Source organism: Cuniculiplasma divulgatum, assembly GCF_900083515.1.
Lineage (GTDB): Archaea > Thermoplasmatota > Thermoplasmata > Thermoplasmatales > Thermoplasmataceae > Cuniculiplasma > Cuniculiplasma divulgatum.
Window position 1 is genome coordinate 995,491 of the sequence record NZ_LT671858.1, and the last position, 24,342, is coordinate 1,019,832.

General features: G+C 36.8%; 16 protein-coding genes. 3 read left to right on the forward strand and 13 right to left on the reverse strand.

The features are described from left to right. Positions 1-312 precede the first annotated feature (312 nt). Together CSP5_RS04855 and CSP5_RS04860 are read left to right on the forward strand one after the other, a co-directional pair. Positions 313-2,109, forward strand: coding sequence for a DUF2079 domain-containing protein (locus CSP5_RS04855; protein WP_172399406.1), 1,797 nt, complete (start codon positions 313-315; stop codon positions 2,107-2,109). Positions 2,110-2,538: 429 nt separating this feature from the next. Next, positions 2,539-3,681 carry an IS256 family transposase gene (locus CSP5_RS04860; protein ID WP_148689766.1) on the forward strand — a complete coding sequence of 381 codons (1,143 nt, stop codon included), beginning with the start codon at positions 2,539-2,541 and terminating at the stop codon, positions 3,679-3,681. Positions 3,682-3,993: 312 nt separating this feature from the next. Here the strand turns inward: CSP5_RS04860 and CSP5_RS04865 are convergent, their stop codons facing one another. From CSP5_RS04865 to CSP5_RS04880, 4 genes are all read right to left on the reverse strand, one after another. Further along, positions 3,994-8,733, reverse strand: coding sequence for a PEGA domain-containing protein (locus CSP5_RS04865; protein ID WP_172399407.1), 4,740 nt, complete (start codon positions 8,731-8,733; stop codon positions 3,994-3,996). Between the two features lie 281 nt (positions 8,734-9,014). Then, entirely contained in the window at positions 9,015-9,302 is a 288-nt protein-coding gene (locus tag CSP5_RS04870) for a hypothetical protein (RefSeq protein WP_077076284.1), read from the reverse strand. Further along, positions 9,299-9,595: an ArsR/SmtB family transcription factor gene (locus CSP5_RS04875; protein WP_197685795.1), complete on the reverse strand. Its 297-nt coding sequence runs from the start codon at positions 9,593-9,595 to the stop codon at positions 9,299-9,301. Before CSP5_RS04875 ends, CSP5_RS04870 begins: the two co-directional genes overlap by 4 nt. Before the next feature lie 51 nt (positions 9,596-9,646). Beyond that, positions 9,647-10,678 (reverse strand): hypothetical protein, encoded by a 1,032-nt coding sequence (locus CSP5_RS04880; protein WP_148689768.1) that lies wholly within the window; start codon positions 10,676-10,678, stop codon positions 9,647-9,649. 321 nt (positions 10,679-10,999) lie between these two features. On the opposite strand from CSP5_RS04880, the gene CSP5_RS04885 reads away from it, so the two are divergent. Beyond that, complete coding sequence (locus CSP5_RS04885) at positions 11,000-11,953, forward strand: methylenetetrahydrofolate reductase (protein WP_172399408.1); 954 nt, start codon at positions 11,000-11,002, stop codon at positions 11,951-11,953. Positions 11,954-11,994: 41 nt separating this feature from the next. On the opposite strand, the gene CSP5_RS04890 is transcribed toward CSP5_RS04885, so the two are convergent. From CSP5_RS04890 to CSP5_RS04930, 9 genes are all read right to left on the reverse strand, one after another. Continuing rightward, positions 11,995-15,576, reverse strand: a complete 3,582-nt coding sequence (locus CSP5_RS04890; protein ID WP_277868679.1) for a thermopsin family protease — start codon at positions 15,574-15,576, stop codon at positions 11,995-11,997. A gap of 139 nt (positions 15,577-15,715) precedes the next feature. After that, a complete protein-coding gene (locus CSP5_RS04895; RefSeq protein WP_172399409.1) occupies positions 15,716-16,837 on the reverse strand; it encodes an IS5 family transposase in 1,122 nt (373 codons plus the stop codon). Positions 16,838-16,961: 124 nt separating this feature from the next. Next, positions 16,962-17,321, reverse strand: coding sequence for a hypothetical protein (locus CSP5_RS04900; RefSeq protein ID WP_148689772.1), 360 nt, complete (start codon positions 17,319-17,321; stop codon positions 16,962-16,964). Positions 17,322-17,470: 149 nt separating this feature from the next. Further along, on the reverse strand, positions 17,471-19,021 hold the full coding sequence (locus CSP5_RS04905; RefSeq protein WP_148689773.1) for an oligosaccharide flippase family protein: 1,551 nt from the start codon (positions 19,019-19,021) through the stop codon (positions 17,471-17,473). A 96-nt stretch (positions 19,022-19,117) separates the two neighbouring features. Next, a complete protein-coding gene (gene rfbB, locus CSP5_RS04910) occupies positions 19,118-20,068 on the reverse strand; it encodes a dTDP-glucose 4,6-dehydratase (protein WP_148689774.1) in 951 nt (316 codons plus the stop codon). Further along, positions 20,065-20,619 (reverse strand): dTDP-4-dehydrorhamnose 3,5-epimerase, encoded by a 555-nt coding sequence (gene rfbC / locus CSP5_RS04915; RefSeq protein ID WP_148689775.1) that lies wholly within the window; start codon positions 20,617-20,619, stop codon positions 20,065-20,067. Before rfbC ends, rfbB begins: the two co-directional genes overlap by 4 nt. A gap of 109 nt (positions 20,620-20,728) precedes the next feature. Next, positions 20,729-21,742, reverse strand: a complete 1,014-nt coding sequence (locus CSP5_RS04920) for a hypothetical protein (RefSeq protein WP_148689776.1) — start codon at positions 21,740-21,742, stop codon at positions 20,729-20,731. Positions 21,743-21,860: 118 nt separating this feature from the next. After that, entirely contained in the window at positions 21,861-23,795 is a 1,935-nt protein-coding gene (locus tag CSP5_RS04925; RefSeq protein ID WP_148689777.1) for a DUF2079 domain-containing protein, read from the reverse strand. Between the two features lie 115 nt (positions 23,796-23,910). Then, complete coding sequence (locus CSP5_RS04930; RefSeq protein ID WP_077076292.1) at positions 23,911-24,276, reverse strand: hypothetical protein; 366 nt, start codon at positions 24,274-24,276, stop codon at positions 23,911-23,913. Positions 24,277-24,342: the final 66 nt, after the last annotated feature.

A 24,342-nucleotide genomic window follows, 5' to 3' on the forward strand; every position in this document is an offset into this window, starting at 1 on the left:
CTTAACTCAAAGTCTTTTATAGACAAATATAAAAACATTTTCATGCTTTAAGAAATACGAGTTTCCTCTTCTTTCTTTACAGTGTTTACTGAAATTGTGTTGTAGATCATGTTAAAGCCATTAATTAGCATACCAGCGTTTGCAGTCATGAAATATTTAATAAACATAACTATATTTCCTAATTAAATTATGAGAAAGAATAGTCAAAAGAAGATTGCTTATAATATAGAATTACAGTTCTTGATTATTATAATTGCGGTTATTATATATATTTTCTTTTGGTCTATCATAGATATTTTAAGATTATACAGCATGCAGGACAGTGTTTTTGACTCAGGCATTATTTCACTCACCATGGGGTCAATATTTCATTATCATTACTTACCATACATAACGTATATGATTGCGTTTTCTCTCCTTAGAATAATATTTAGTCCCTTGATTTTAATTGATGGAATAACGGGAATGCTTGTAATTCAGGAGATCTTTTTAGGTTTACCTGCAATAGTTATTTATTTAATAGCGAAAACCCATATAAAGGATAAAACCAGTTCGCTTCTAATCTCTCTTTCGTATCTGTTATATTTTCCCCTTGCAGGGGTAAATTACTATGACTTTCACTTTCAGGCTTTTTTCATGTTATTTTTCCTTCTTGGCTATTTTACCTTTATAAAAGGAAAATATTTATATTCATCAATATTCTTCTTCCTTTCAGGAACTGTAAGATTTCCATACCTGGCTTTTCCTATTTTATTCTTCCTTTTGTTGCTTGTAGTTCAATTATACAATAGTTTTCAAAAGAGAGATCATGATAAGAAGATCATGAATTATGCTTTATACAACCTATTGATTCTTGTTCCCTTATTTTCCATATCATATTTCATTCTAACCAGATCAGCATATTATCAGGACCAAAATTCTTATCTTGGCGGATATCTTCACATACATGCGGGTCCTATACTGTCAAATTTAGAATTAAACATAACAAATAAGATCATCACCATATTACTTCTACTGGGTCCTCTTTTATTCATTCCTATCAGAAATAAAAAATGGATCTTATTTACAATACCATTTCTAGTGATATTGTTTTACAGTAATTATAATGTATATGTTTATCCAAATTTCTATCACTTTCAGTATATGGTTACAATTGCACCATTTTTATATTTAGGACTGATCTATTCTATTACGATTGAATCAGGAAGTGTATTGAATAATGTTTCTAAAACGAGGATTAAAAAAGCAATAGAGAAATTTTATATTGAACTAAAAAAAAGAAAAGAACCTATAGGTGTGTTGATTGCAGTTATTCTGTTCGCCATGGTATTCCAGCCTTATGGCCCATTAAACACATCAAATTCCAATCCTTTCGACATGAATATTTTTCATCCAGATATTACAACATACAATGAATATAGGGAGATAGCTAATCTAATACCTAATAATAATCCGTACGTAATTTATCAAAATAATTTACCATATATTGATGTTCATGATCCGTCCCTGTCCTGTTTGGCCTCCTTCCAGACCATTAATGGTTTTAACAACAATCTGTCTTTCATACTCCAAAATCTCACAGTAACAGATAATATAGATTATGCCTTAGGATACATAATTGGATTCTCTGGTGGTAGCCAACTAACTATGTGTCAGGCTATGAACAAACTTTATCAGAAAGGTGACTACGGAATAGAAGCCTCAAAGGGTGGATTTATCCTATTAACAAAAAATTACAATGTGGCACCAATGATATATGAACCAATTCAGTTTAATTCCACCTATTCGGCTTCCTTTAACAAATTAAACAATAGTAAAATTTCTACTTACTGTGATCTCATAATCCCAGGAACCTATAGCTTTAATATTTCATATAATAATACAGGCAACAATTTAATATTTAATAATTATTCGATTATTAGCTTCAATTATAAAGAGGTGAATGCGAAGCTTAAACCGAAAATCACCCAAACGAATAATAGAACATATGTTTCTTTTACAATGAAATCTAACTATTTCCTGTATAATCCAAAGATTGAAATAGGCTATTCCGGGCAGGAGTCAAATTTAACATTAAGCATTGAAATGAAAGAGAATGAACCCCTTTGAGAAACAGTACATGCAATTTTTAAAATAACTAAACAACAAAAAATATATGTTTCCGTAAATAGAATCCACAAAAAGTGAATCTAATCAATTTCAAATGAGTTTAGTGAAGAAATGCACATTAGAAAATAATAGCATTGCTTCTTTTCGATAGAACTTCGATTTAATAATTTGTTCCAGTTACGATAAGTTCTCTATTAAAAATTAGGTCGTGATTGGTGGTTTCAGTATTAATAACGTCAATTTAGGTATTTACAAAAAGGTATCCTGTATTTAGAGATAGTTTGCCCATGGTTATTACAGCGCGTCTTACTAATATTAAGGAAAAGATAATGATAACTTAATGAATCTAATACTATCTTTTTGATAGTGTATTGAATCTGCTGTAAAATTGAAAAGGTCCTGCAAGATTCAGATTTGGAGATGAAAAAAATGCAGGACCAAATGGAAATGGTGAAAGAAGTAATAAGCACTTTCCTGAACGACAGGAAAGAAGGAAAGAAGCAGCTGGTTGAATGGTTTCTCAATAAAGTGATGGAGGAAGAGGCGAGAATCCAGGTATCGGCTGAACCGTATGAGCGATCAGAAGAGAGGAAGGCACACAGGAACGGAACCCGCAAGAGAAAATTGAATACCACTGACGGTACCGTGGAGCTAGACAAGCCACAGATAAGGGAGTTCCCGTTCGAAACGAAGGTGTTCGACCGTTATTCGAGGGTAGAGAAGGCACTGGATTCTGTCATGCTGGAATCCTATCTGCATGGAGTATCGACGCGTAATGTGATGAATGTGGTGAGATCGCTTGGAATGGAGAATGTATCCGCGTCATACGTATCATCGCTTGCATCCGGACTGGATGCAAACGTCAAGACATTCCTTGAAAGACCCATTGAATCTCCCATGAAATTCATGTACATCGATGCAACGTACTTCAAGATACGTGAGGATGGAAGGTACAGCAACAAGGCCCTCTATGTGTGCATAGGCATAAACAGCGAGGGGAAGAGGGAGATCCTTTCGGCAAGGCTCCATGATTCAGAAACAGAGATGCAGTGGGAAGCCTTCTTCGACAATCTAAAGGAGCGAGGATTGAAAGGCGTCGAACTCGTTGTCTCCGATGGCCACAGGGGGATCATGGAGGCGGTATCACGCTCCTTCCTGGGAGCGTCATGGCAGTACTGTCATGTTCATTTCCTCAGGAACCTGATGAAGGTAATACCAAAGAAGAAGTGGCAATCGGTATCGCTCATAGTAAAGGAAGCCCTGGAGAATGAATCGCTCATATCAAGAGCACAGGATGTACTGGTTGCCAATGGATTGGAGGGTGCATCCGATATGTTTGAGAGATGGCATCCATCACTGTACAACTATCTGGCATTTGATCCAAATTGCTGGAGAAGATTGAGGACGACAAACGTGCTGGAGAGGTTGAACCTGGAATTCAAGCGAAGGACAAGGAAGATAGGTGCATTTCCTTCGGAGCAATCCCTGATGAGGCTTGTTGTCTCTATAATGATGGACATAAACGAGGAATGGATCACGGGGAGAAAGTATATTAGCATGGAGGGGAATTAGGATTGAGCTGGATCTTTTCGAAATTACAGCAGATCATGTACACTATCATCTTTTTAATGTTAATAACATTTATTGCGGATATTCCTAAAACATGTGTGTCTTAGGTTCAACATTATAGTTTACCGTTTTATTGAAGAAGAAAATTTTTAAGAAAACTTCCATTTTTAATTTGAATATTATATGCTAAGAGTAAACATAAAGGAAATAGAAGGATGTTATCTAACTGCTATAGTAATACATAAAATATACTCTCTATTCTTCAAGATAAGATAATTAAAATAATTTAAAAAATTGAGTTAAGAATTGGTTTGACTAGTTCTTTCTTCTCATTATCACAACGACTGCTCCTATCACAACTACTAGTGCGATAACACCGAATATGGCAAACAACTCATCGTTGGTCAGTGTTGAAACAGCCTTTGCAGGCTGGGCCACTGCTTTTAATGACAGATCCACATTCTTTGTAGCGCCATTGCCAAGAGTGAAATTGTCGTATACTGTTTCATAACCATTATCTGAAACAACAACTTCATAGGATCCTGCTGCGACACTCATATTGAATGCACCTGTGGATGATAGTGACACTGACTTGCCGTTTATTGTTACAGTAGCACCACTGGGTGATATGTTTCCTGCTATGTACGAATAGTGGAGATATGTAACTGATTCAGATACATCCTTTCCGCTGACCTTTACTGTAAACTGAGTTACTGTGGTGTAATAGTCTGTTGTATTGGTGACAGTGAATGTGTATGTTCCATTTGTCAGTGAGAAAGTTATGGATGAGCCTGAAACTGCACTTCCACTAACCGATCCATTCACATACCATGTTGTTCCTGACGGTAATCCAGTTTCTGAAAAGACAACGCTGTATTTTGCAGCTGTCTTTGGAATGGATACGTCCGGTGAGTATTTCCAGTATAGTGTTGGATCACCTGAGAGATGTGTTACTGTTAGAATGGCAGATCCTGTTGATGATATGGATATGGTGAAATTCTTGTACTGAACCCCATTGATATATACCTTGCTTTCCAGTATCTCAGTTATGGTTGCATTCTGTATCTCATTATATGGCAGCAGAATGATAAGCGTTCCATTAGGATTCGCAGTGTAATTCAGTGAAACATATCCATTTGCAGGTTTAATTCCTGAAACTGTCACATTGTACCCGGTTGAAACTGTTCCGTTGGATGTGCTTGTGGATGTTGGGGCAGGCTCCTTTACCAGTGCAATATTGCTCAGTGTTGTGGATGACGAAAGATTTAGTGTTTCGGAGAATGGGTAATATCCATTTTCCACCGCAGATATGGTAACACTTCCTGCCGGTACTGATACCTCGAAGTAACCGGTTGAGTTGACATATGCCACGAAACCGTTAACTGTGAGAGATGCATTCAACTGATCCAGGCGTCCCTGTATAATCACAGAGCTGGATACCTTTTTAAGTGTTACATCAAGACTGGTTGCTTTATTTTCATATACCTTCACGGTGGTAACATATCCCTGGTAGCCTGAAGCAGAAACACTTATGTAATATGTTCCTGGTGAAATTGTCGTGTTGAAATAACCGTTCATCAAGGGTATTACGGCTCCATTGGCTGTGACAGTGGCATTTGCCGGCAGTACTATACCTGTAAGATATCCATATACGGGAATTTCAGTTAATGTTACACTGTATGAGTATGAATGATTCCATGACAGATAGACAAGGTTTGTATATGGTGTGTATCCTTTTTCATCTACACTTATGTAATAGTAGCCCTCCTTTACGTAGCTGGTGTACTGTCCTAAAATTAGGGATTCGTTAGCACCGTTAAGGGAAAGACTGGCTGTTTGCGGATTTACATCAATTTTCAGAAACGCTTCCTTTTCATAGTTTATTACAACTGAAATATCAGCACCATGAACAACTATGGTTCCACTTTTCACGAAGTAGTGATCTATCATATACGGAATGTAGGAATAGGTTCCGTTTGTAAGCATCAAACTATATTCACTTCCAACGCTTAGGTTTCCTGAAGATGTTAAACTCACACCTGTTCCAATGTTTACACCCCATACAAATCCAGAAGGCAAACCTTTCTCCATGAATAAAACGTTATATTCAACTTTGTAGAATGTAATGTTTATGTAAATATTCTTACCATTGACGGTAAATGTTCCGCTTCTAAGATCCGGGGCATATATTTTGTTTGCTGAGGTGATTGTAAATGAATAGGAGCCGTTTGGAAGATAGAATATATAATTACCCAGCGTATTTGATCCCGGGATAGGACCGGATTTCATTCCATTTGAAAGATTTACATACCATGTATAACCAGCTTTCAATCCGTTCTCATCGAATGTAATCGAATAGTTTTCCTCGGAGAACTTTATATTCTGGGTAACGGATGATCCATTTATTATGAGTGAACCTCCATTTGAGTGGTAGAGCTTGTTACTCGATGCAATGTTATAGAAATAGGTACTGTTAAAGAGAATGAATGAAAATGTAGTTCCTGTTATTGGACCTGATGTGATCCCGTCTGTTAGATTCACGTACCAGATTGTTCCTGATGGCAAACCAGACTCATTGAATACCATAGTATACATTATGTAAAACTGAATTTGTTCATTCACAGAGGATCCATTCACACTAAAGTTGCCCATATCAAAGAAATATACATTATTGTTGGAGGATACTGTGTAATTATATGTCCCGTTGGTAGCATAGAATGTAAAGAAAGTACCATTAATAGGTCCAAATTTTGACAATTCACCAGGGCCGCATGTAACGTTTATATACCAGGATGTGCCCAATGGTAAATCTGTTCTGGTGAAGTTGATTGTGTATAAAGCTTCGAACTGTACTTTCTCGGTAATTGCTGATCCGTCTACCTTAAAAGATCCGCAGCAAGGTGCATAATATAGGCCATTGGTTGCATCCGAAGATGATGAATAATTATATGAACTGTTGATAAGATTAAATGTATATGATGTTCCACTAATTGGTCCAGAACTTAATCCATCTGTAAGATTTACATACCATGGAGTACCAAAAGGTATTCCTGTCCTTGTGAATGTAACATTATACTGACCTTTATGAACTGCAGGTGCTATAATGCTTATGGTTCCTGAGTTTTTGTTACCTACATATAGATTTCCATTCAATGGATCAAACAGTGTGGTGTATGGATAGGTACCCACAGTTATATTTCCGGCCAAGGAGTTTGTTGCACCGTTTATTTGAACCGTATTATTGTATACATCACTTGCACCGTATATATATCCGTTCACAAAATCATAGGATAACCCTGCAAGATGGGCTCCCACATTTATTGACTTAATCACTTTGTTAGACGAACCATCTATAACGGATACATTCTTGCTGAAGTAGTTTGATACATATATATAGCCGTTTGAGGAATCAAATGTCATGAATATAGGACCACTACCAACAGTTATATTTGCAACAACCTTGCTTTCTGATGGATTTATAACTGAAACCATGTAATGCTGTTCTATAGAAACATAAATATTTCCATTGATGGAATCATATGCCAGCCCACAGGGATTGGTTTGTGTCGCGATTGTTGCAGTAACTGTGTTGGTCATTCCATTGATAACGGTTACATTGCTTGAACCAGTATCTGCTACGTATAGATTTCCATTTGATGAATCGTATGCTATGGCCCTTGGATAGTGCTGTACCTTGATGGTCGTTATTACCGTATTTGTGACTCCGTTAATCACAGTCACATCATTTGAACCCTGGTTAACAACATATACATAACCATTCATTGAGTCGTAAGTGATTGCTCTTGGATGGGATCCAACGTTTATGTTTTTCACAAGCATATTAGTTACACTATTGATCACTGATACATCATTTTCAAAACAGTTTGCAACATATATATTTCCATTGGAAGTATCAAGCGTTGATGCAGTAGGAGAGTAAGTAAAGTTAATGAAACCCAAGAGTTCATTATTATTTCCATTGATAATAGAAATGTTACTGTATGTTGGAATGTACAGATAATTGTTTTGTGAATCATATGTCCCCTTTGTGGCGGTGCATTCCAGATTAATATTTTTTAAAATAGTATTGGTTGCAAGATCCAGAACGGAAACATTATTTGACCCCCCATTGCTAATATAAAGGTAATTTGAGGTCCCATCAAAAGTCTCAAAGGTTGGTTTATCGAAAGACGTTATATTTCCAATGATTTTTTCAGTGTTTGCATTAACCAAAGTTACATTATTTGTATTTGGGTTTGTAATATAAAGTAAGGAATTAGAATTGTCATAAGACAAACAAAAAGGATCCTTACCGACGCTTATATTCCCAACAATTTTATTGCTTGTTGTGTTCACAACATATACATTTCCGTAGGTGCAATCAGCTACGTAAAGATTTCCATTCTGGGAATCATAGGCCATTCCCACCGGACTTGAATTTTTGCCTGTAAAAATGGATGACACTACCTTATTAGATTTTCCTGAAATCACAGAAATATTACCTGAACATATGTTTGAAACATAAATGTTGCCGGTGGAGGGAACATATAGAGACGTAAATGGAGCGTTTCCAACACTTATACTTTTAACCACATCATTACTCGTGGTATTTATGACAGTTATATTGTGTGAGTTTTCTTGTGGCAAATATATATATCCATTAGCTGAGTCATAGGAAATCATCGAGGGGTAATAATCCACCTTGATAGTTTTTTCCACAACTCTAGACGATGTGTTGATTATTAGAAGTTGACCGCCGTTTGCATCTGAGTAATACAATAAACCATTTGATGGATCATAGAAGTCGGAGAAGCCTACTACCGAGCAATCGTATAAAAAGTTTCCCTTCACCAAACTGTTGTTATTCATCACAATAGTTTTCAAAACTGGACTCTGATTAATGGCCCCTGCAGATACCTGAGGATTCACGCTTAAAATAGTGTGTGTGCCAGCAGTATTTGTAGGCTGATTTATAGTATTAATTCCGGAATTGTTGTTTGCAGCTATAGAGGCTGCTGAGCTCAGCAAAAACAGGATTACGACAAATATAGCCATCCCTTCAGAGAAAAATTTATTATTTAAAAATTTGTTCATTCGTCCCTAATATCGACCCAATTAATAATAACTTGGATATACTTATTAATAGTGTAAAGAAAAAAATAGTTTTGAATGGTAATTCATAAGAAATAGTTATTAAAATTTTATAAAATATTATAAAAACGATCGCAATTTCAGATCTAAAACATTATGAAAATACTTTTTATCTCTTCTATTTAATTCCAATGATAAATGAAGAATGTGTTATTTATTCCTTTTTACAAAGATGAAAGGAATGATTATGGAGAAAGTATCCTGTACAGGATTATAAGTACAGCAATGCCAAATAGATTTATTATAAACAACGGAACAGAAAGTGCTATCCCATATTTCAATGAAAATCCATAATAGATATAAATGGATACAATTTCCTGCAACAGTATGAGTGTGCCAAGTGCAATAACCGGCCTGTAAACTTTTACCCTGTTCTTTCTCATCTCAGATGAAAACACGTATATAATAACCAGTGAAATTATCAGCTCTACTGCTAGCACTCCTATATTCAGGAACCACATTACCTCAGTCATACATTCATTCCCCTCCTCTTCATCATTGCCACAATTTCATCATATATCTTCTCTACCAATGCAGATGGAAAGTATATTTTACCATATCCTTCACCCTCCTCAACAACCATTTCACTTTTTATCAGTATGTTAATATGATGTTCAACTGTTCTGTAGTTCACATCCAGTTCCCTCGCAAGGCTGTTCATATTCTGTGGCCTATTTATCAGTGTTCCAATGATTCTCATTCTCATTGGGCCACCTCTCGTAGCTCCCAGAATATACCACACAAGCCTTTCAGTCTCCCTGTCCAAGTGTTACACTACCAATCTGTCTATTCAAATTAAGGTAAAAGGTTTTAGATTTCAAACCTTATTTATAGGACCAATTGCAGTGTTGTCAAAGTTTTCGTAAATGATCTCATAGTTGTATGCACCGGTATGAACATCGAAGCCCATGTTGTAATACTCTATTCCGTAGGTGACATTAATGTATTCGAACTTTGAAAGGTTAGAGCTGCTCTGCACTATGAACTGTACCGTAGCGTTAACATTTGCACTGTTTCCATGCATGGTTACCACTGGAGGTGCCTCTGAGTAGAACCAGACGGCGTTCCACAAACCAAAGAACTTGTTCCATGTTCCCATTATGGCACTGTATCCATTGTAGTTACCCTTTAATGGACCGCTTGCCCAGTGAAGTGTTGCATTGGAAGTATATTCCTGCATTACCGTTGTTATATTTTCTATGGCTATGTTATTCCAGTGGTTGAATGCCAGGGAATTTATCTGATTTGTCTGAGAATTCTTCTCCGTAGAAGACACGAATCCTGATCCTGTGATCTTCCATATCTCCTTTTGAATCATTGGTCCAGTTGCGGATGTACTTACTGAAGTATATGCTGTTACACCACTGGATGAAGATACGGATACTTTTCCAAGGCTGTATACCAGTGTGTAACTTACATTTATGTACTGAGCCTGGTTCTGACTATTGATAGGCGTAACAACAAACTGGTTCTGGGAAGTCACTGTAGCATAATTACCACTCATTGAAACTGTGGGTGGATTAACAGAGTAAAACCAGACCGCACTCCAGAGACCAAAGAATTTATTCCATGTAGATGTTATATTTACAACACCATGATATGTGCCTGTAAGTGGTCCGCCAACCCACTGAAGTGTTGCATTAGAAGCATACTGACTGCTTAACAATGTTGAGTTTTCTATGGATATATCATTCCAGTGAGAGAACGCATCTCCCAGAACTGCTGATTCCTCTGTGTTTGGGCTTGCCTGAGGGTGGGCTGCAAGATCCGAATAAGTGTAAGCAAAGGCTCCTGCAAAGCCTATCATCAAAACTCCAAGCACTACTGCTATAATTTTTGTTAAATTCATTTTGATCAGAAATATATATAATCTGTTCATAAGGCAGTTTTTCAAGATCAAATACACATTATATGCAAATTCTTTGCATAATAAGAATCAAATTTCTGTAATTTCTCTAAATTTGTGGATGTGACTTTACTATGGTTAATATGACAAATGTTGAGGAGGTTCAGAAGTTTTCATATTCCATAATGAATTTCATGCAGTATTAGTTTGAAATCTGTTAAGAAAATTTAACTTATGTTAATGTGTAATTGGAATTTATTTAAACGAAATGGAAAAATAGCTGCCAAGACTTAAAAGCAATCATACATTATAAGAATGATTAGCATGGTTAACTTCAAAGAATCCCTCAATAATTTGCCCCTTATATTCACAGTTATACCCTTAAGGGACAGCAAGACCGGAGATCCGGAGCATGACAACAGGATCGTGAAGAATATTGAAGCACGGATTATGGATATATCCAAAACACTGTCAGATTTCCCAGGATTAACAGCTATTAATGTTCCTGAACTGGTGGAAGAAAATCATGAGGGAAAGCCAAGATATAACAGCATATTTACAAGAAAACTGGCCAGGGGAATTGCATATCAGCTTGGAAAAGAAGCAATCATTAATAAGGTTGTAGCACACATGGAATCCTTTGATGAATTTGCCAACTGGATTGTGGAAACTGAATCGCAGGGCATCAGGAATATTGTTCTTGTTGGTGGAAATACAAGACATCACAGGTATACCGGCCCAAATGTTTCAGAGGCAAACCTGATTACAAAACATCTTATGAAGACGAAAAATTTGAATGATATTACCATAGGAAACATCTGTTTGCCTGAGAGGGGTGGTGAGGCAAGAAGGATGTTATATAAGACCATATCAGGAGCTGATTTCTTTACAACGCAGATGTTATTTGAGGGGGATCACATAACTCATCTTCTGAAGGAATATGGTGAATTATGTTCAAAGGCACAGGTGAATCCTGCAACAGTGATCCTGAGTTTTGCACCACTAAAGAGTGTTGCTGACCTCAATCTGCTGGATTTCCTTGGCGTTGATCTACCTGATGAAACAAAAGATTACATACTTGAGAATGAGCAGGTTTCCAAAGCGTATAAGAGATCTATCAAAAACGCATTAGATGTTCTGACGGCAATAATGAGTGACAAGATCCATAATTACCCTGAAATAAACATAGGAATAAATGTGGAACAGCTCACTAAATCCAATATGCCCTATTCAATCGAGATGTTAAAAGAATTTCATATTATGACCCAGAAAAAATAAAATTGTTGTTTAACAATAAAAATATTAATAAATTTTTAAAATTATGGTACAGTCTTCTTTCTAAGGACAAGCATAACCCCGGCACCAACAGCAAGACCCGCTATTGCGGCGACGGCTATACCCACATATGTCAGTGTTGGGGAAACTCCTGGCTTAGCGTAATTTACAGTCACACTGTAATTGCCAAATACTGCAAAGTTGCCAGTTCTCTCTGATGAGATATATCCCGTTTCATTGCCTACCCTGTAGGTTAGGTTTGATCCTATGGGCATTGTCAGCGAAATTGAGGACTGAGTGCTTGAATAAACATGTCCATTGACTGTTACTGTCCAGTTTGTTCCTGATGCAAGTCCATTTTCATTGAAGGTTACAGTATAACTTATTCCCATGAATGATACTGTTTGTGTCATATTTGAAGTAACATCAATTGTGCCAGAAGCAACAACAGGAGAATAGTGACTTGATGAATCAGCTACTGTGTAGGTGTATGTGCCCATTGGGATGTTTGTGAATGTCAGCATGTTAGTATATCCAGACATTGTCATATGATCCATGGTCACTGTCCAGTTAACTCCACTGGGTAAACCGCCACTCATAAACGTTACGGAATACTGTGGAAGTTTACTGAATGTAAGTGGCTCGTTAACAGATGAAGATACTACATCTACTGATCCAGATAAAGACCCATATCCATATGAAGTTGCCTTAAATGAATAGGTTCCTGGGGACACTAATAGATTTATGTATGAACCAGTTGTTGTATGTGTTGTTCCATTTACATCTACACTCCAGGCTGTACCATTTGCCAACCCTGATTCGGTGAAGTTAAGGGAATACAGATACTGGTTACTGGCCTGCGTTGATACATCCCCATATTTTATCAATGAGCTGCTTGCAGGTGAATTGATACTGACAAACTTGTTATGGCCTATAACATTATCACCACCGTAAACAATCAGTGAACTGCCTGCTCCATACTGATTTCCAAGTAGTTCCACATGCTTGGATTCAAATGTGTTTCCCTGAATGTTGTTTATTCCATACTGCACGATTAGATTTGCTGCTGAGTCTCCTCCAGATGTATAGAAAGTTGAACCTGTTACACTGTTTACACCGTCCATGAATGTAATGCTATTTAAGTTAACCTGATAGTCACAGCATATTGTTTCCTCATCATTCTGGAAGTTTATCACAGCAAATGTGTCTCCTGATAAAACGTTTGTTCCATCATAGGTCCATAGGTATGTCGGAAATTCGTAACCTTCACTGACAGATGTTGGAATACTCTGGATTATGCTGTTTGTAAAGGAATTGTTTGAGAATATTGATTCGAATTCAACGCCTATTATGAACGAACCTGTTGTAGAAAAGTTTCCATATTCAGAAAAACCCCTGACTCCAAATAGTTGAGAACTGCTGATCATAGTATTGCTCTTTTCTGAAGCAAATAACAAATATGAGCCTGTAGCTGACTCAATGTTATTTAGTCCGTTCAAAGAGTACAGTTCAGTGTTATATATTTTAACCGAGCTCAGCTTAACAGTAGAATTTATATTACATATGTATGTTGAATTTAGAACTTTTCCACTAATGGAAATCATTGAATTTTCTACTATCAGGCTCATGTCTATATATTCACCACCTACATCACTTGATGTAGAGTCATAGACTATGATTTTACTGCTTCCCTGATAATTATTCATTGAACTTGCTGAGGAAAGGTAATAACAATATACACTCTCAGATACAAGGTTATCTGTACTCATTATTTTCGAATCGACAACCAGTAAATCGTCATGCGTTACAATAGTTCCACGAATGTTTAAGGAAGCTCCATCACATGCTAGTAGGATAGTATCTTCTAAATGGCTGTGTACAAGATCTGCAGTTCCATTTACCTCGGTTAAATTTCCACAGCAAATTATGTCACTTGCAAGGATAACACTTCCACAGTATAGATATATATTATTATATTCCAGGGTAGACACGCTGTTGGATATAGTGATATCTGTAGAATTGACAGTTGTGATTGGAAACTTTGTATCGAAAGAGGTTTGGACTATGAAATCGTTTGAAGAATCCCAAAAAGTTATCTCTCCTGCAATAAACCCGTCTTCTCCAGGGTAAAAGATTCCACTAACTTGCATGCCAATCATTGAATAATTCTGAACTTTATAAAAGGCGAATGGCATTGAATTAAAACCTACATAAGAACCATTATAGGAGTTTTCAACACAGGGTTGTTCGCTATCAACTGAGCTTACATAGTCCGTAGTTCCACTCAAAAAGACTGCCATAAATACTGGAAATCCAAAATCGTTTAGTTGTCCAAATACTGGATCTACCTCACAACACTGGTCTGCAAGTATGTATGGTTCCATTGGTGTACCATTTCCCTGTACGGCTATGTTAGAAAGTTGATTGTTATTGAAAGCGTATAGTGGTGTGTACCCGCAGTACGACGTATTGAAAGGCAGGTTAACTGAAATAACTTTTACTGGACCATTTGCCTTGCCCGATATATTTGATTCGAATGCAGGTGCATAGTTTGAAAGAAGTACCTGAAGGCTGTATGTTCCTGGGGTGAGAGTGAGCATAAACTTTCCGTTCTGTTGCAATGGTGCCCACTGTGCAGTTAAATTGTTCACTTTTGTCCCAACATTGACAAATAAAAATGCGTTTGAAGGTTCAATCTGGCCTGTTATCTTCATGTCACCCATTTTTGTTGCGGACTGTATACCCCACATTCCTTCGAGAATACTTGGACCTGTGTTGATCTCTGCAACATCATTTGAATTCCAGTAAATGGATTCACCTGATGACGTTTCTCCAGTATCAGTACCATAGTCATATGCGCTCGGTACATTCATGTATGCTGAGCTTGTTGCATTGTAATATTTCAATGTCATATTTGCGTTTACATTATAAAGGGTTGTTGTGCTTCCACCACCTGGTCCACCAATCATTATTTCTGCATCATAAAGGAGATAATTCGTTGGTGTAAGATGTGAACCGCTGATGAGAAAGTTTGACTGAGGTGTCTTAAATGTGCTTGCAGTATGGTAGGTAGAGTTGAGTATTACCAAATCGTATGTGCCATGCACCGATAGCTGTGGAACGGAGTAATTGAAATAAACCGCATTCCTGTTGTCAATTAGTGTTGAGTTTAGGTATAGATGTACTGTAAAAGGTGTTTTCACAGCAAAAGTGGGCCCATAAGCAATATGTACACCAGGATATTTGATAACATGCCCAGTAGTGCTATAGATAGAATTTTGTGTTATAATAGCCTTAGGACTTGAAAAATTCCACATATTATCTTCAAAAGTTATAGTGTGATGATTGGATGAATATAATAGCACGTTTTGTGTCCAGAAGGTATAATTTGAATTTCCAAATAGGGTAGCATTATTTAAAACTGTATTCAGCTGCACTGTTATATTGCTTGGATCTTCATTTAATGCATACAATGCAGTAAGATTGCTTATGGATATTGTACCCTCAAAGCTGTTCGTTGATAATTGATATGGCGTAAGAACACCACTCACATTCTTTATTCCAAAGTCTCCTATTCCCATAGGAGCTGGAGCAGATACGTAATGTGGGGTTACATGACCATCTATCGACCTTTTCTATAATCTTATGATTCCTCTAACAAGACAGTACTAAACCTGTTTTATGGGCATGATCATGCCGCTGAATGTGGATATTCTTCTCAAAACCCCTTAATTTTTTCTGTTTTTTTCTTCCTTTTCACTCATTTTACATAGCTGCCGCTATCTTCCCTCTTTTTTTCAGGTTCATCAGTGTGAAAAGATTGTAGCAGAAACACTTGAACATCGCCTTTACACGAACACGCCTAACCATGGTCACATAAACATGATCACCGTTGAATTTTCCCTTGATGATGGAGTACGGTCTCTCACCAGGTGATCTCTTCCTTGATATGCGCAGATTCCGTCTCACCTGATCGATTGAAAGCGGATTATTTCTGGATGCATGATCCATTGTCCCGTTCAGTCCCCTGCATGGTGCACCCTGGTATCCCTTGTCCCTGTAACATGGCATATCCGGTACACTCAGATCAACATTGGCATCATGGAGTGCTGCTGTGGTTACGACAAACTCCCTGATCAGTGGCATGTCGACGCCTACAGAGCTGTGAAGCTTGTATCCGAAATGTGTTCTGTTATCTTTTTTTGTGAAAGTACCGTCCTTCGATCTTCTTGTCTTAGAGGATCTTCTCTCTTCCTTGCTGAGTCTCTTCTTTTCTGATGCTTTTATCTTCGCTGCCTTCTTCTGGGCCTTTGTCATCTTTTTCTTCTGATCTGGATCAGCAGCATCACCCTTCCCTGGCGACTCACCCGTTTCCTCATTCTTCGTCATCTGCGGAGGTTCCGGATCCACTGGAACTGGAGGTTTCCTCCTTCCATGTTTTCCATGATCCGACTCAATATATGAGGCATCCTGTATAACGCCCTTTTCTATCCTTATTCCCCTGTCATTGAACTGCTTCCATATGGCTTCCCAGAGTTTCTTGTCCATGCCGGATGATGAGAGTCTTTCCCTGAACAGCCATATGGTTCTGGCATCAGGCATCTTATCCGGATAGTGGAGGAAATGCCTGAATGATATCCTGTCATAGAGTTCCCTCTCCGTTGCCTCATCACTGAGGCCGTAAAGTTCCTGTATGAAGAGTGTCCTGATCATGGTTATCTCATCAAAGTTAGGCCTTCCACCCTTTTCGGTGTTGTTTTTGAAGAGAGATGATACCATGGATCCAAGGGCATTCCAATCCACAATGGGTTCAAGCCCGACAAGTGTATCCATGCTTCTGATCTGGTTATACGCTTCAGGGATGCTGAAATCACGCAATGAGCTCATTATAATACACATGAAACACGCATGAATAAAGGTTTCGCTATCAATAATAATCATTGGAGCTAGGAAAATACTGGTCTTAATGTAAATTTAGTTTAGAAAATCATCTATGATTTGGCTTAGGTTTTTAGAAAAAGTCTATCATCTTATAATCCTCAGCTGCCTTGTAATTTGGGAGGAAAAGGTTATTATTTAAGTTCTTTGTTGTGTTCTTAAAAGTAGATGAACTTGAAGTACTTTTTCCACTCAGATTTGAGCCAGTCACTTTGGAACTTGCAGTAGCATTCAAACTATTCTCAAAGTTATGAAACTGTGAAATAGCACTTAAATTCTGACTACCAGAAGATGTAAACTGGGAACTAATAGTTCCCACACTACTATTACCAACATTACTTTGAACTGCAGGATTAGTTCCTATTACTGCCATTGAAAAACCTATGACTGACATCATGGCTATCGAAATCACTATTAATTTTTTTAAGTCCATGAAAATAATAAGATTGATATCTATTTAAACATAATGTAGTATTAAATTAAAATGTGTCTTAATAAAGATTTAAAAAGAAGATGTTGATTTATTAACTTTTAAAGTTTAAACCAAAAACCCATCCACTACTTTTCCAACTTTTACCATACTTATTTCTGATTTCCCAAAACCAGAATACTGATGAGTTTCTTTATGGAGTTTAATCTGTTTGGAAACATGGAAAGAATGAATTCCCTTTCCTCCTTTGAGAACACCTTCAGTCTTGATGCAACAACTGTATAGATTAATGCTCCAACTAATATGAGAAATGGTAGAATAAAAAGAGAGTATCCATATCTTTCAACCATAAAATGAAGTGCAAAATAGACAATCAGGAACATGAAAATGGAAGATGCCCATATTTTCAGTGTGCCAGATGTATTGTACTGAACCAGATCCTCCTTCTTTGCAAGCCTGTATAGAATAACGAAAGAAACAACATAAACAGATGAGAAACCAAAGGCTGCTCCTATAAGACCAAAATATGGTATAAGAAGGAAAGAGAAAATAACATTTGCAACTAGTGAACCAAGACTTGAGTATAGGAAGAAAGATGTTTTCCTAACAGATGAGATTGCCTGTATCAGGAGATTTTGTGATATGAATAGAGTTGGAACAAGCATGACAACTATGAGTGCATATTGACCGGAAACATAGGCAGGACCTGCTATGTAATATAAAACAATTGGAGAAAGAGCTGCAATTCCCAATGCGATCGGTGTATAAAAATAGGTCAGAAGTAGAGATGATGCTCCTACGTTGCTCTTTATGAAAGCCCTCTGATCGTTACCGAAAAACTCAGAGAATTTTGGAAGCGTGATATTATTAAAGGGAATGGCAATAAAACTGATTCCCGAAAATATAAGAAGGGTAAAGTTGTAGATCCCAAGATAGTAAGTATTAAGTAAATACGCTACAACAAACCTGTCTGTATATGATGCACCATATCCTATGATTGATGATAGCAGTACGGGAATGGCATATGTGAATATGGATCTGCTGCCAACAGTACGGTGATGCTTCCTCATATATCCCCTGGCCAGTATTGCCAGAAGATAAACGAAATCGATTAATATTCCAAGGGCGAGACCAATAATCCATCCGTATATGATATCAATTAGTGATCGATCTATGTAGGCCAGAGTCAGTGCTCCAAAATAATATATTACCCATATTATTACTGATATCAATGCCGATATCTTAAATTTCTCAAAACCAATGATTGCTCCATTTAGTATGGAGAATATGATGTTTCCGAATAGTACTAATGATAAGAGTTTGATATAGAATGTGTATGATGTTGAATGAAAGAAAATGATTGATATATATCCTGAAAATGCGTATACAACCAGCAATCCTGCTAGTGCAAGTAATATTCCAAGTACAAGTATCCTGAACAATGTCTTTCCCGGTGAGTACACCTTTGAATTAAGATTTGATGAAATGAAATGCGTTATCGCACTGTTGAGGCCTACAGTGAAAACAATTCCGAAAAGACCTACAATGGCAATGAATAATGCGATCACGCCCAGATCGCTTGGAGGAAAGATTCTTGCAGCAAATATATAGAATAATGATCCTGAAACTACCTGGACACCGTTGCCGAGAAACTGGTAAATTGCACTAATCCCAACATATTCCTTCTCGGCACCTAATTCCATTCTTCCCTGAATTCCTCCATAAATAATTAACTTTTATTCAAATCCGCAATTTGGAAGAAATACAGTAAAACAAATATTATTAATATAGTAGAAAAGCTAAAGGATATAATTTTCATAATTTTTCATATAATGATCAACTGTTTGCCTGAGGGCATCGTTGAAATTGAATTCCGGTTTCCACCCCAGTTTTCTTATACTGCTGGCATCTATGGCATATCTCCTATCATGGCCGGGTCTATCATCAACAAACTTGATCATGTCGGTATTCTTTTTCATTAGATGCATAATCTCGTTAACAACTTCAATGTTTGAATGTTCACCATCGGAACCTATAAGATATGTTTTTCCCGCTTTGCCTTTTTCCAGGATAAGATCAATTCCATTGCAGTGGTCTGTTACATATATCCAGTCTCTTATCTGTCTGCCGTCACCATATATTGGAACTTTCTCATTGTTCATTAGATTGATTATAGTTTTTGGTATAAGTTTCTCTCTGTGCTGGTGTGGACCGAAATTGTTACTGCAGTTACTAATGGTCGCCTTCAATCCGTATGTGTTACAGTAGCTGCGGACAAGCATGTCTGCAGATGCCTTTGTTGCAGAATATGGGTTTTTTGGATTATAGGGTGAATCAACATTGAATTTTTCCTTTGAATCTACTGGCAATGCTCCATATACCTCATCCGTTGATATCTGGTGAAATCTCAAATCGTTTTTCCTTGCATGTTCCAGTAAGGCATGTGTTCCCATGATATTTGATTTAATGAAGGATAAGGAGTCTTTTATTGAATTATCAACGTGCGATTCTGCAGCAAAATTAACTACTGTATCTAAATCGCGAAATTCGTCCTGATGAATGGAAATATTATTTATATCGTCATTAATGAATTTATAATTTGGGGAATTTTTAATCTTCTCCAGATACCAGGGATTTGATGCGTAGGTTAAAGAATCCATGTTATAGATGAAATCGTCATATTTCTCCATTCTATTGAGTATATAATTTGAACCTATGAAGCCCATTCCTCCAGTTACAAGTATATTCAGAAATAATCACCTTCCTGGATCAGCTCCTTGAATGTTGTTAATTTTAAGTCCTTTTCTGATATCACGGGATTATCTATATTCCATTTTACGCCTATATCAGGATCATCATATCTTATTCCCCGTTCTGATTCCTTATGATAATATTCAGTAGTCTTGTAAAGCACATAGGAATCTTCCAGTGCCACAAATCCATGAGCAAAGTAGTCCGGGATATAGAGAGAATGGCAATTGTCCTCTGACAGTTCTGCCATCACATATTTACCGAAATCCTTTGAACTTTTTTTAAGATTTACTGCAACGTCCAGTATTTTTCCATGTATTACAGAAACAAGTTTTCCCTGTGAAAACGGTAGCTTCTGAAAGTGTAAACCCCTTATAACACCCTTCCTTGAAAATGAAAGATTTTCCTGTACAAAATTTATTTCTTTGAACTGACTTTTGAAATAATCTTCTCTAAAAAATTCAGTGAAATAGCCTCTTTCATCATTGAATATTGTCCTTTGAATCAAAAATACACCTGAAAGTTGAGTTTCGTTCAGCTTGAAATTCATCTTTTCCTAATCTTCACTTGGCTTATGTATTTTTTTGACTGTTAATTGATAGATATAAAATTAAATTTTCATAAATTTTTAAGAGTAGAAAATAAACTGGTATGTGTATTTAATTTGTTTTCTTACTTGATACACTGCTTTTTGATCTGAAGAAAGACGAAAATAGAAGTCCATTGAAGATCAGAAGTATGGAAAACGCAAGGCTCACTGCCAGAGTTGATGGTGCATTTATTCCAAACCCGAAAAGATAGTTAAAACCAATGGAACCTCCAACATTTGAAATGGAAGATAGTGGAAGGCCAAGGGCTGCATCCAGTATCATTGCTATGGACATAAATATAGAACCATAGGCAAGCCCCATTCTTGCTGTTTCCTTTAGCTTATCTTTTGTCAGTAAATATCCAAGCATTGAAACTATCATCCCTGCAGTGAAGACCAACAGAAGTAGCCAGTGAAGATATCCTGAACTTCTAAGAAGACTGTCATCTGTGATCAGGAATAGTGCAGAACCCATGGAAACGATGAATGACAAATATCCCATTGCGGCTAAGTTTTTGCGTCTAAGAACCATTGGTACAATTGCTGCCAGTAAAAACAGGATTATAACAGAAGATCCGGCTATATCTGTTCCATAAAGAGCAGTGAAGGACTTGGATGGTGTAACAGGAGGAGGAGTGGTGCTGGATGCATGTCCAGTAACGGAAACTGAAAGAACGGCAGGTGAACTGGATGGATCATCTCCTGTCGCATTAATAAACACGTGATAGGTACCATCACTAACTGTTGATGCTATTGAAATAGTCATTGTCCCTGTGTATGGTGGATCACCACCACTGTTGCTGAAACCGATCGTAAATCCGCTTAAAGAATTGGATGAAAGGCTGGTGCCCCAGGTGGTTCCAGACGATAGCTCAACTGTATATGAGTCGGTAGTGGAAGATCCAGGAGTAATGGATACGGAATTTTTACTTAATGTAATACTAGACGTTCCATCAGAGAATGGATTATAATTTCCATTCCTGTCTCTGGTATCATGTGCATTATCAACATTTATCATTGAAATGACCATAATACTCACTATGACAAACAGAATAATAGTTAGTAATTTATTGTATTTATTCATAATTATTATATATTCTAATTATAGTATTTAAAACTTATTTAGTTCAATTTTGAGCAGAAAAGGCTTAAGTAATATAAGAAAAAGATGAAGAAGTAATATACCCTGAAGGTAAAGAAATTTAAGGGGTGGGTCCTAACATGGAAACATACATTGTATGTCCATAGTATGATTCTGGTAATGATAATTCTACCAATGGAACATCAAAAAATGAATCTATCCTGAATTGCAGGTGAAGGATGGAAATTCCGTTCAATATATGAACTCCTGAATATGTCACATTTGTTGTTTCTTTAACTGATCTTGCCGTGACATTTATGTTATGAAGATTATAGGGGATAGTACCATTCGGAAATGTTATGTTAAGATAATAAAGACCCGGTATCATTACCTGCGGGTACAGGTTAATCATAGACCCATTATGTTTATGGGAAATGGCTGTAAAGTTATTAATCAAAGATATAGGTGTGAAATAAACAGGGGTATGATTGTAATTTTTGGCGAGTAGTATAAAACCATCCTGAAATGCTTCGATTCCATAATTCCCCCTTGAATATAGAACATTCATTGCCTGGCACATATCCAGACTGCTGCCGGTATTGAAGCAATTTATATCATATGCAAGGGCGTACTCCACATTTTGAGTTTCTGTCAGATTCTGAAGTCTATAGCTTAAATTACTATTATATCCAGATAGGGATTGAAATGCCCCAAGACATGAAAGCGATGGATCGTGGACATCAACATATGGGAGGTTGTTTTGATATATAACGTAGGGGTTATTCTGCGGAATCAGGTTTGTTATATTAATATAGTCATCATAAACTTTCAGGCTCGGATGCATAATGTCCATAGCAAATGGCTCCGATGAATATGCGTTTAATGGACTGTATGGCTGGAATATGACGGCAAACAGAATTACCGAAGCCATAACAGCTATGGGCTTTTTCTGTGACCTGACAGTATTCCTCAACCTTTTAAAGTAATTATGGGCAGTTTCCCCCATATGCTCTTTCTCTTCTGAAACTCCAGTTCTTAAAACATCAATGAGTCCAAGAAAGATGAAGGGAGCAACTGCTGCTATGTACTGAAAATGATAAAACGCAGGATAATAGTACACACTGTAATTGTTAAAAAATGCAATAAAGAAGAACGGAAGTGTAAAAATCGTCCATTTTATTGATTTAAGAGGTATAAGAAGGAGTGGAGAGAAGATAAATACTACAAGAAGCACTTTATCATCTATATTTTTTAAAAAGAGACCCAGTATGTTACCACTTTTTAGATGGAAATATCCATCAAAATATCCATGCTGGTAGATGTAATATGGTGAGTAAAATATGAGAAAGTATGAAACCACCAGCATTGAACTGAAAATTATTAAACTGGCGATTGAGTATTTTAAAAGGGGATCCATATCCTTTTTTTCCATCTTGTTGCGTTTGAGGTATGTTTCAATCAGAATCATTAACATTAGAAGGGCTGGAAAAACCAAATATGGAAATCTCACTATTCCTGATAAGAAAAAGAAAATGGTGGAAGAAATATATTTTCCTCTCAGGAACTGGTAATAACCCAGTAGAAAGAAAAGAATAAAGAACGCCTGAAAGTGGAAGTTGAAATAATTAAGGCCAGCAAGTGGAAAATATAGAAGATAGGATATGCCAATTATCATGGACGCAAACTGGTTTATGGATTTTCTCCTTGCGATCTTGTAGAGGATTAATGATGGGAGACCTAAAAAAATTTCCTGAATAATAAGCATCCCCGTGATCCCGTCAATAAGGATTAGTGGACTGAATATAATTCTAAGGAGAGAGAAACCACTCATATACATAATGTACTGGGCATAATGATAATGGATTATGGAATTCATTGTCAGAGAAATAATCCCTGAGTCAAAGACAAACTGCTGAAAATTAAACTGCTGTAGTATGTCGATGAGAGACCAGAAAAAGATATACACTATCAAGGCACAGATAACGAAGAATTCATAAGTTTCTACTCTGTAGAGATAGGCCCAAATTGCCGATCCTGTTCTCCTGAAATAATGCATCTTTTTAATTCCTCTTGCACATATCACTATATTATTTAAATTTTGAAAAAACGTTAATAAAGAAAAAATAGGAAAATTACTGCGTCTTGCCTTAATGAAATGTTTTTTTCACACATTATAGAATTAGGAGAAATCCACCTATTCCAGAAAGTATTGGTCCTATTACAAATCCTCCACCAAGGAAAAGTATGATTATGCTTAGCACTATTATGAGGACGCCATTCTCAAATTTACCCCTCCTTCTATGTTTGTGACCAGCGTTATATATAATTACTGCGAGTACTATCCAAATAATCGGAATAATGGCAAGCACAAGTGAACCACCTATGATGGCGAGCCCAGCAGGATTAAAGAATATCAAAGATGCTACTCCTCCTATGCCTGCTATAAAAATTGCCAGCAGTACAAGAATGCCAGAAATCACTGTTAATACTGCACCTAATGTGGTGAGGAAATACCTTAGGTTTGCCTGAGATGTCATAATAGGACGATACCCTTTCTTTATATAGATATTTGTATATTTGTAGATTAATTTCTCATAAAGCTA

Coding starts and splice junctions, on each gene's coding strand:
- CSP5_RS04855 (WP_172399406.1), top strand. CDS start 313: ATGCAGGACAGTGTTTTTGACTCAGGCATTATTTCACTCACCATGGGG.
- CSP5_RS04885 (WP_172399408.1), top strand. CDS start 11,000: ATGGTTAACTTCAAAGAATCCCTCAATAATTTGCCCCTTATATTCACA.
- CSP5_RS04880 (WP_148689768.1), bottom strand. CDS start 10,678: ATGAATTTAACAAAAATTATAGCAGTAGTGCTTGGAGTTTTGATGATA.
- rfbC (WP_148689775.1), bottom strand. CDS start 20,619: ATGAATTTCAAGCTGAACGAAACTCAACTTTCAGGTGTATTTTTGATT.
- CSP5_RS04860 (WP_148689766.1), top strand. CDS start 2,539: ATGCAGGACCAAATGGAAATGGTGAAAGAAGTAATAAGCACTTTCCTG.
- CSP5_RS04925 (WP_148689777.1), bottom strand. CDS start 23,795: ATGCATTATTTCAGGAGAACAGGATCGGCAATTTGGGCCTATCTCTAC.
- CSP5_RS04870 (WP_077076284.1), bottom strand. CDS start 9,302: ATGACTGAGGTAATGTGGTTCCTGAATATAGGAGTGCTAGCAGTAGAG.
- CSP5_RS04920 (WP_148689776.1), bottom strand. CDS start 21,742: ATGAATAAATACAATAAATTACTAACTATTATTCTGTTTGTCATAGTG.
- CSP5_RS04930 (WP_077076292.1), bottom strand. CDS start 24,276: ATGACATCTCAGGCAAACCTAAGGTATTTCCTCACCACATTAGGTGCA.
- CSP5_RS04900 (WP_148689772.1), bottom strand. CDS start 17,321: ATGGACTTAAAAAAATTAATAGTGATTTCGATAGCCATGATGTCAGTC.
- CSP5_RS04895 (WP_172399409.1), bottom strand. CDS start 16,837: ATGAGCTCATTGCGTGATTTCAGCATCCCTGAAGCGTATAACCAGATC.
- CSP5_RS04905 (WP_148689773.1), bottom strand. CDS start 19,021: ATGGAATTAGGTGCCGAGAAGGAATATGTTGGGATTAGTGCAATTTAC.
- CSP5_RS04865 (WP_172399407.1), bottom strand. CDS start 8,733: ATGGCTATATTTGTCGTAATCCTGTTTTTGCTGAGCTCAGCAGCCTCT.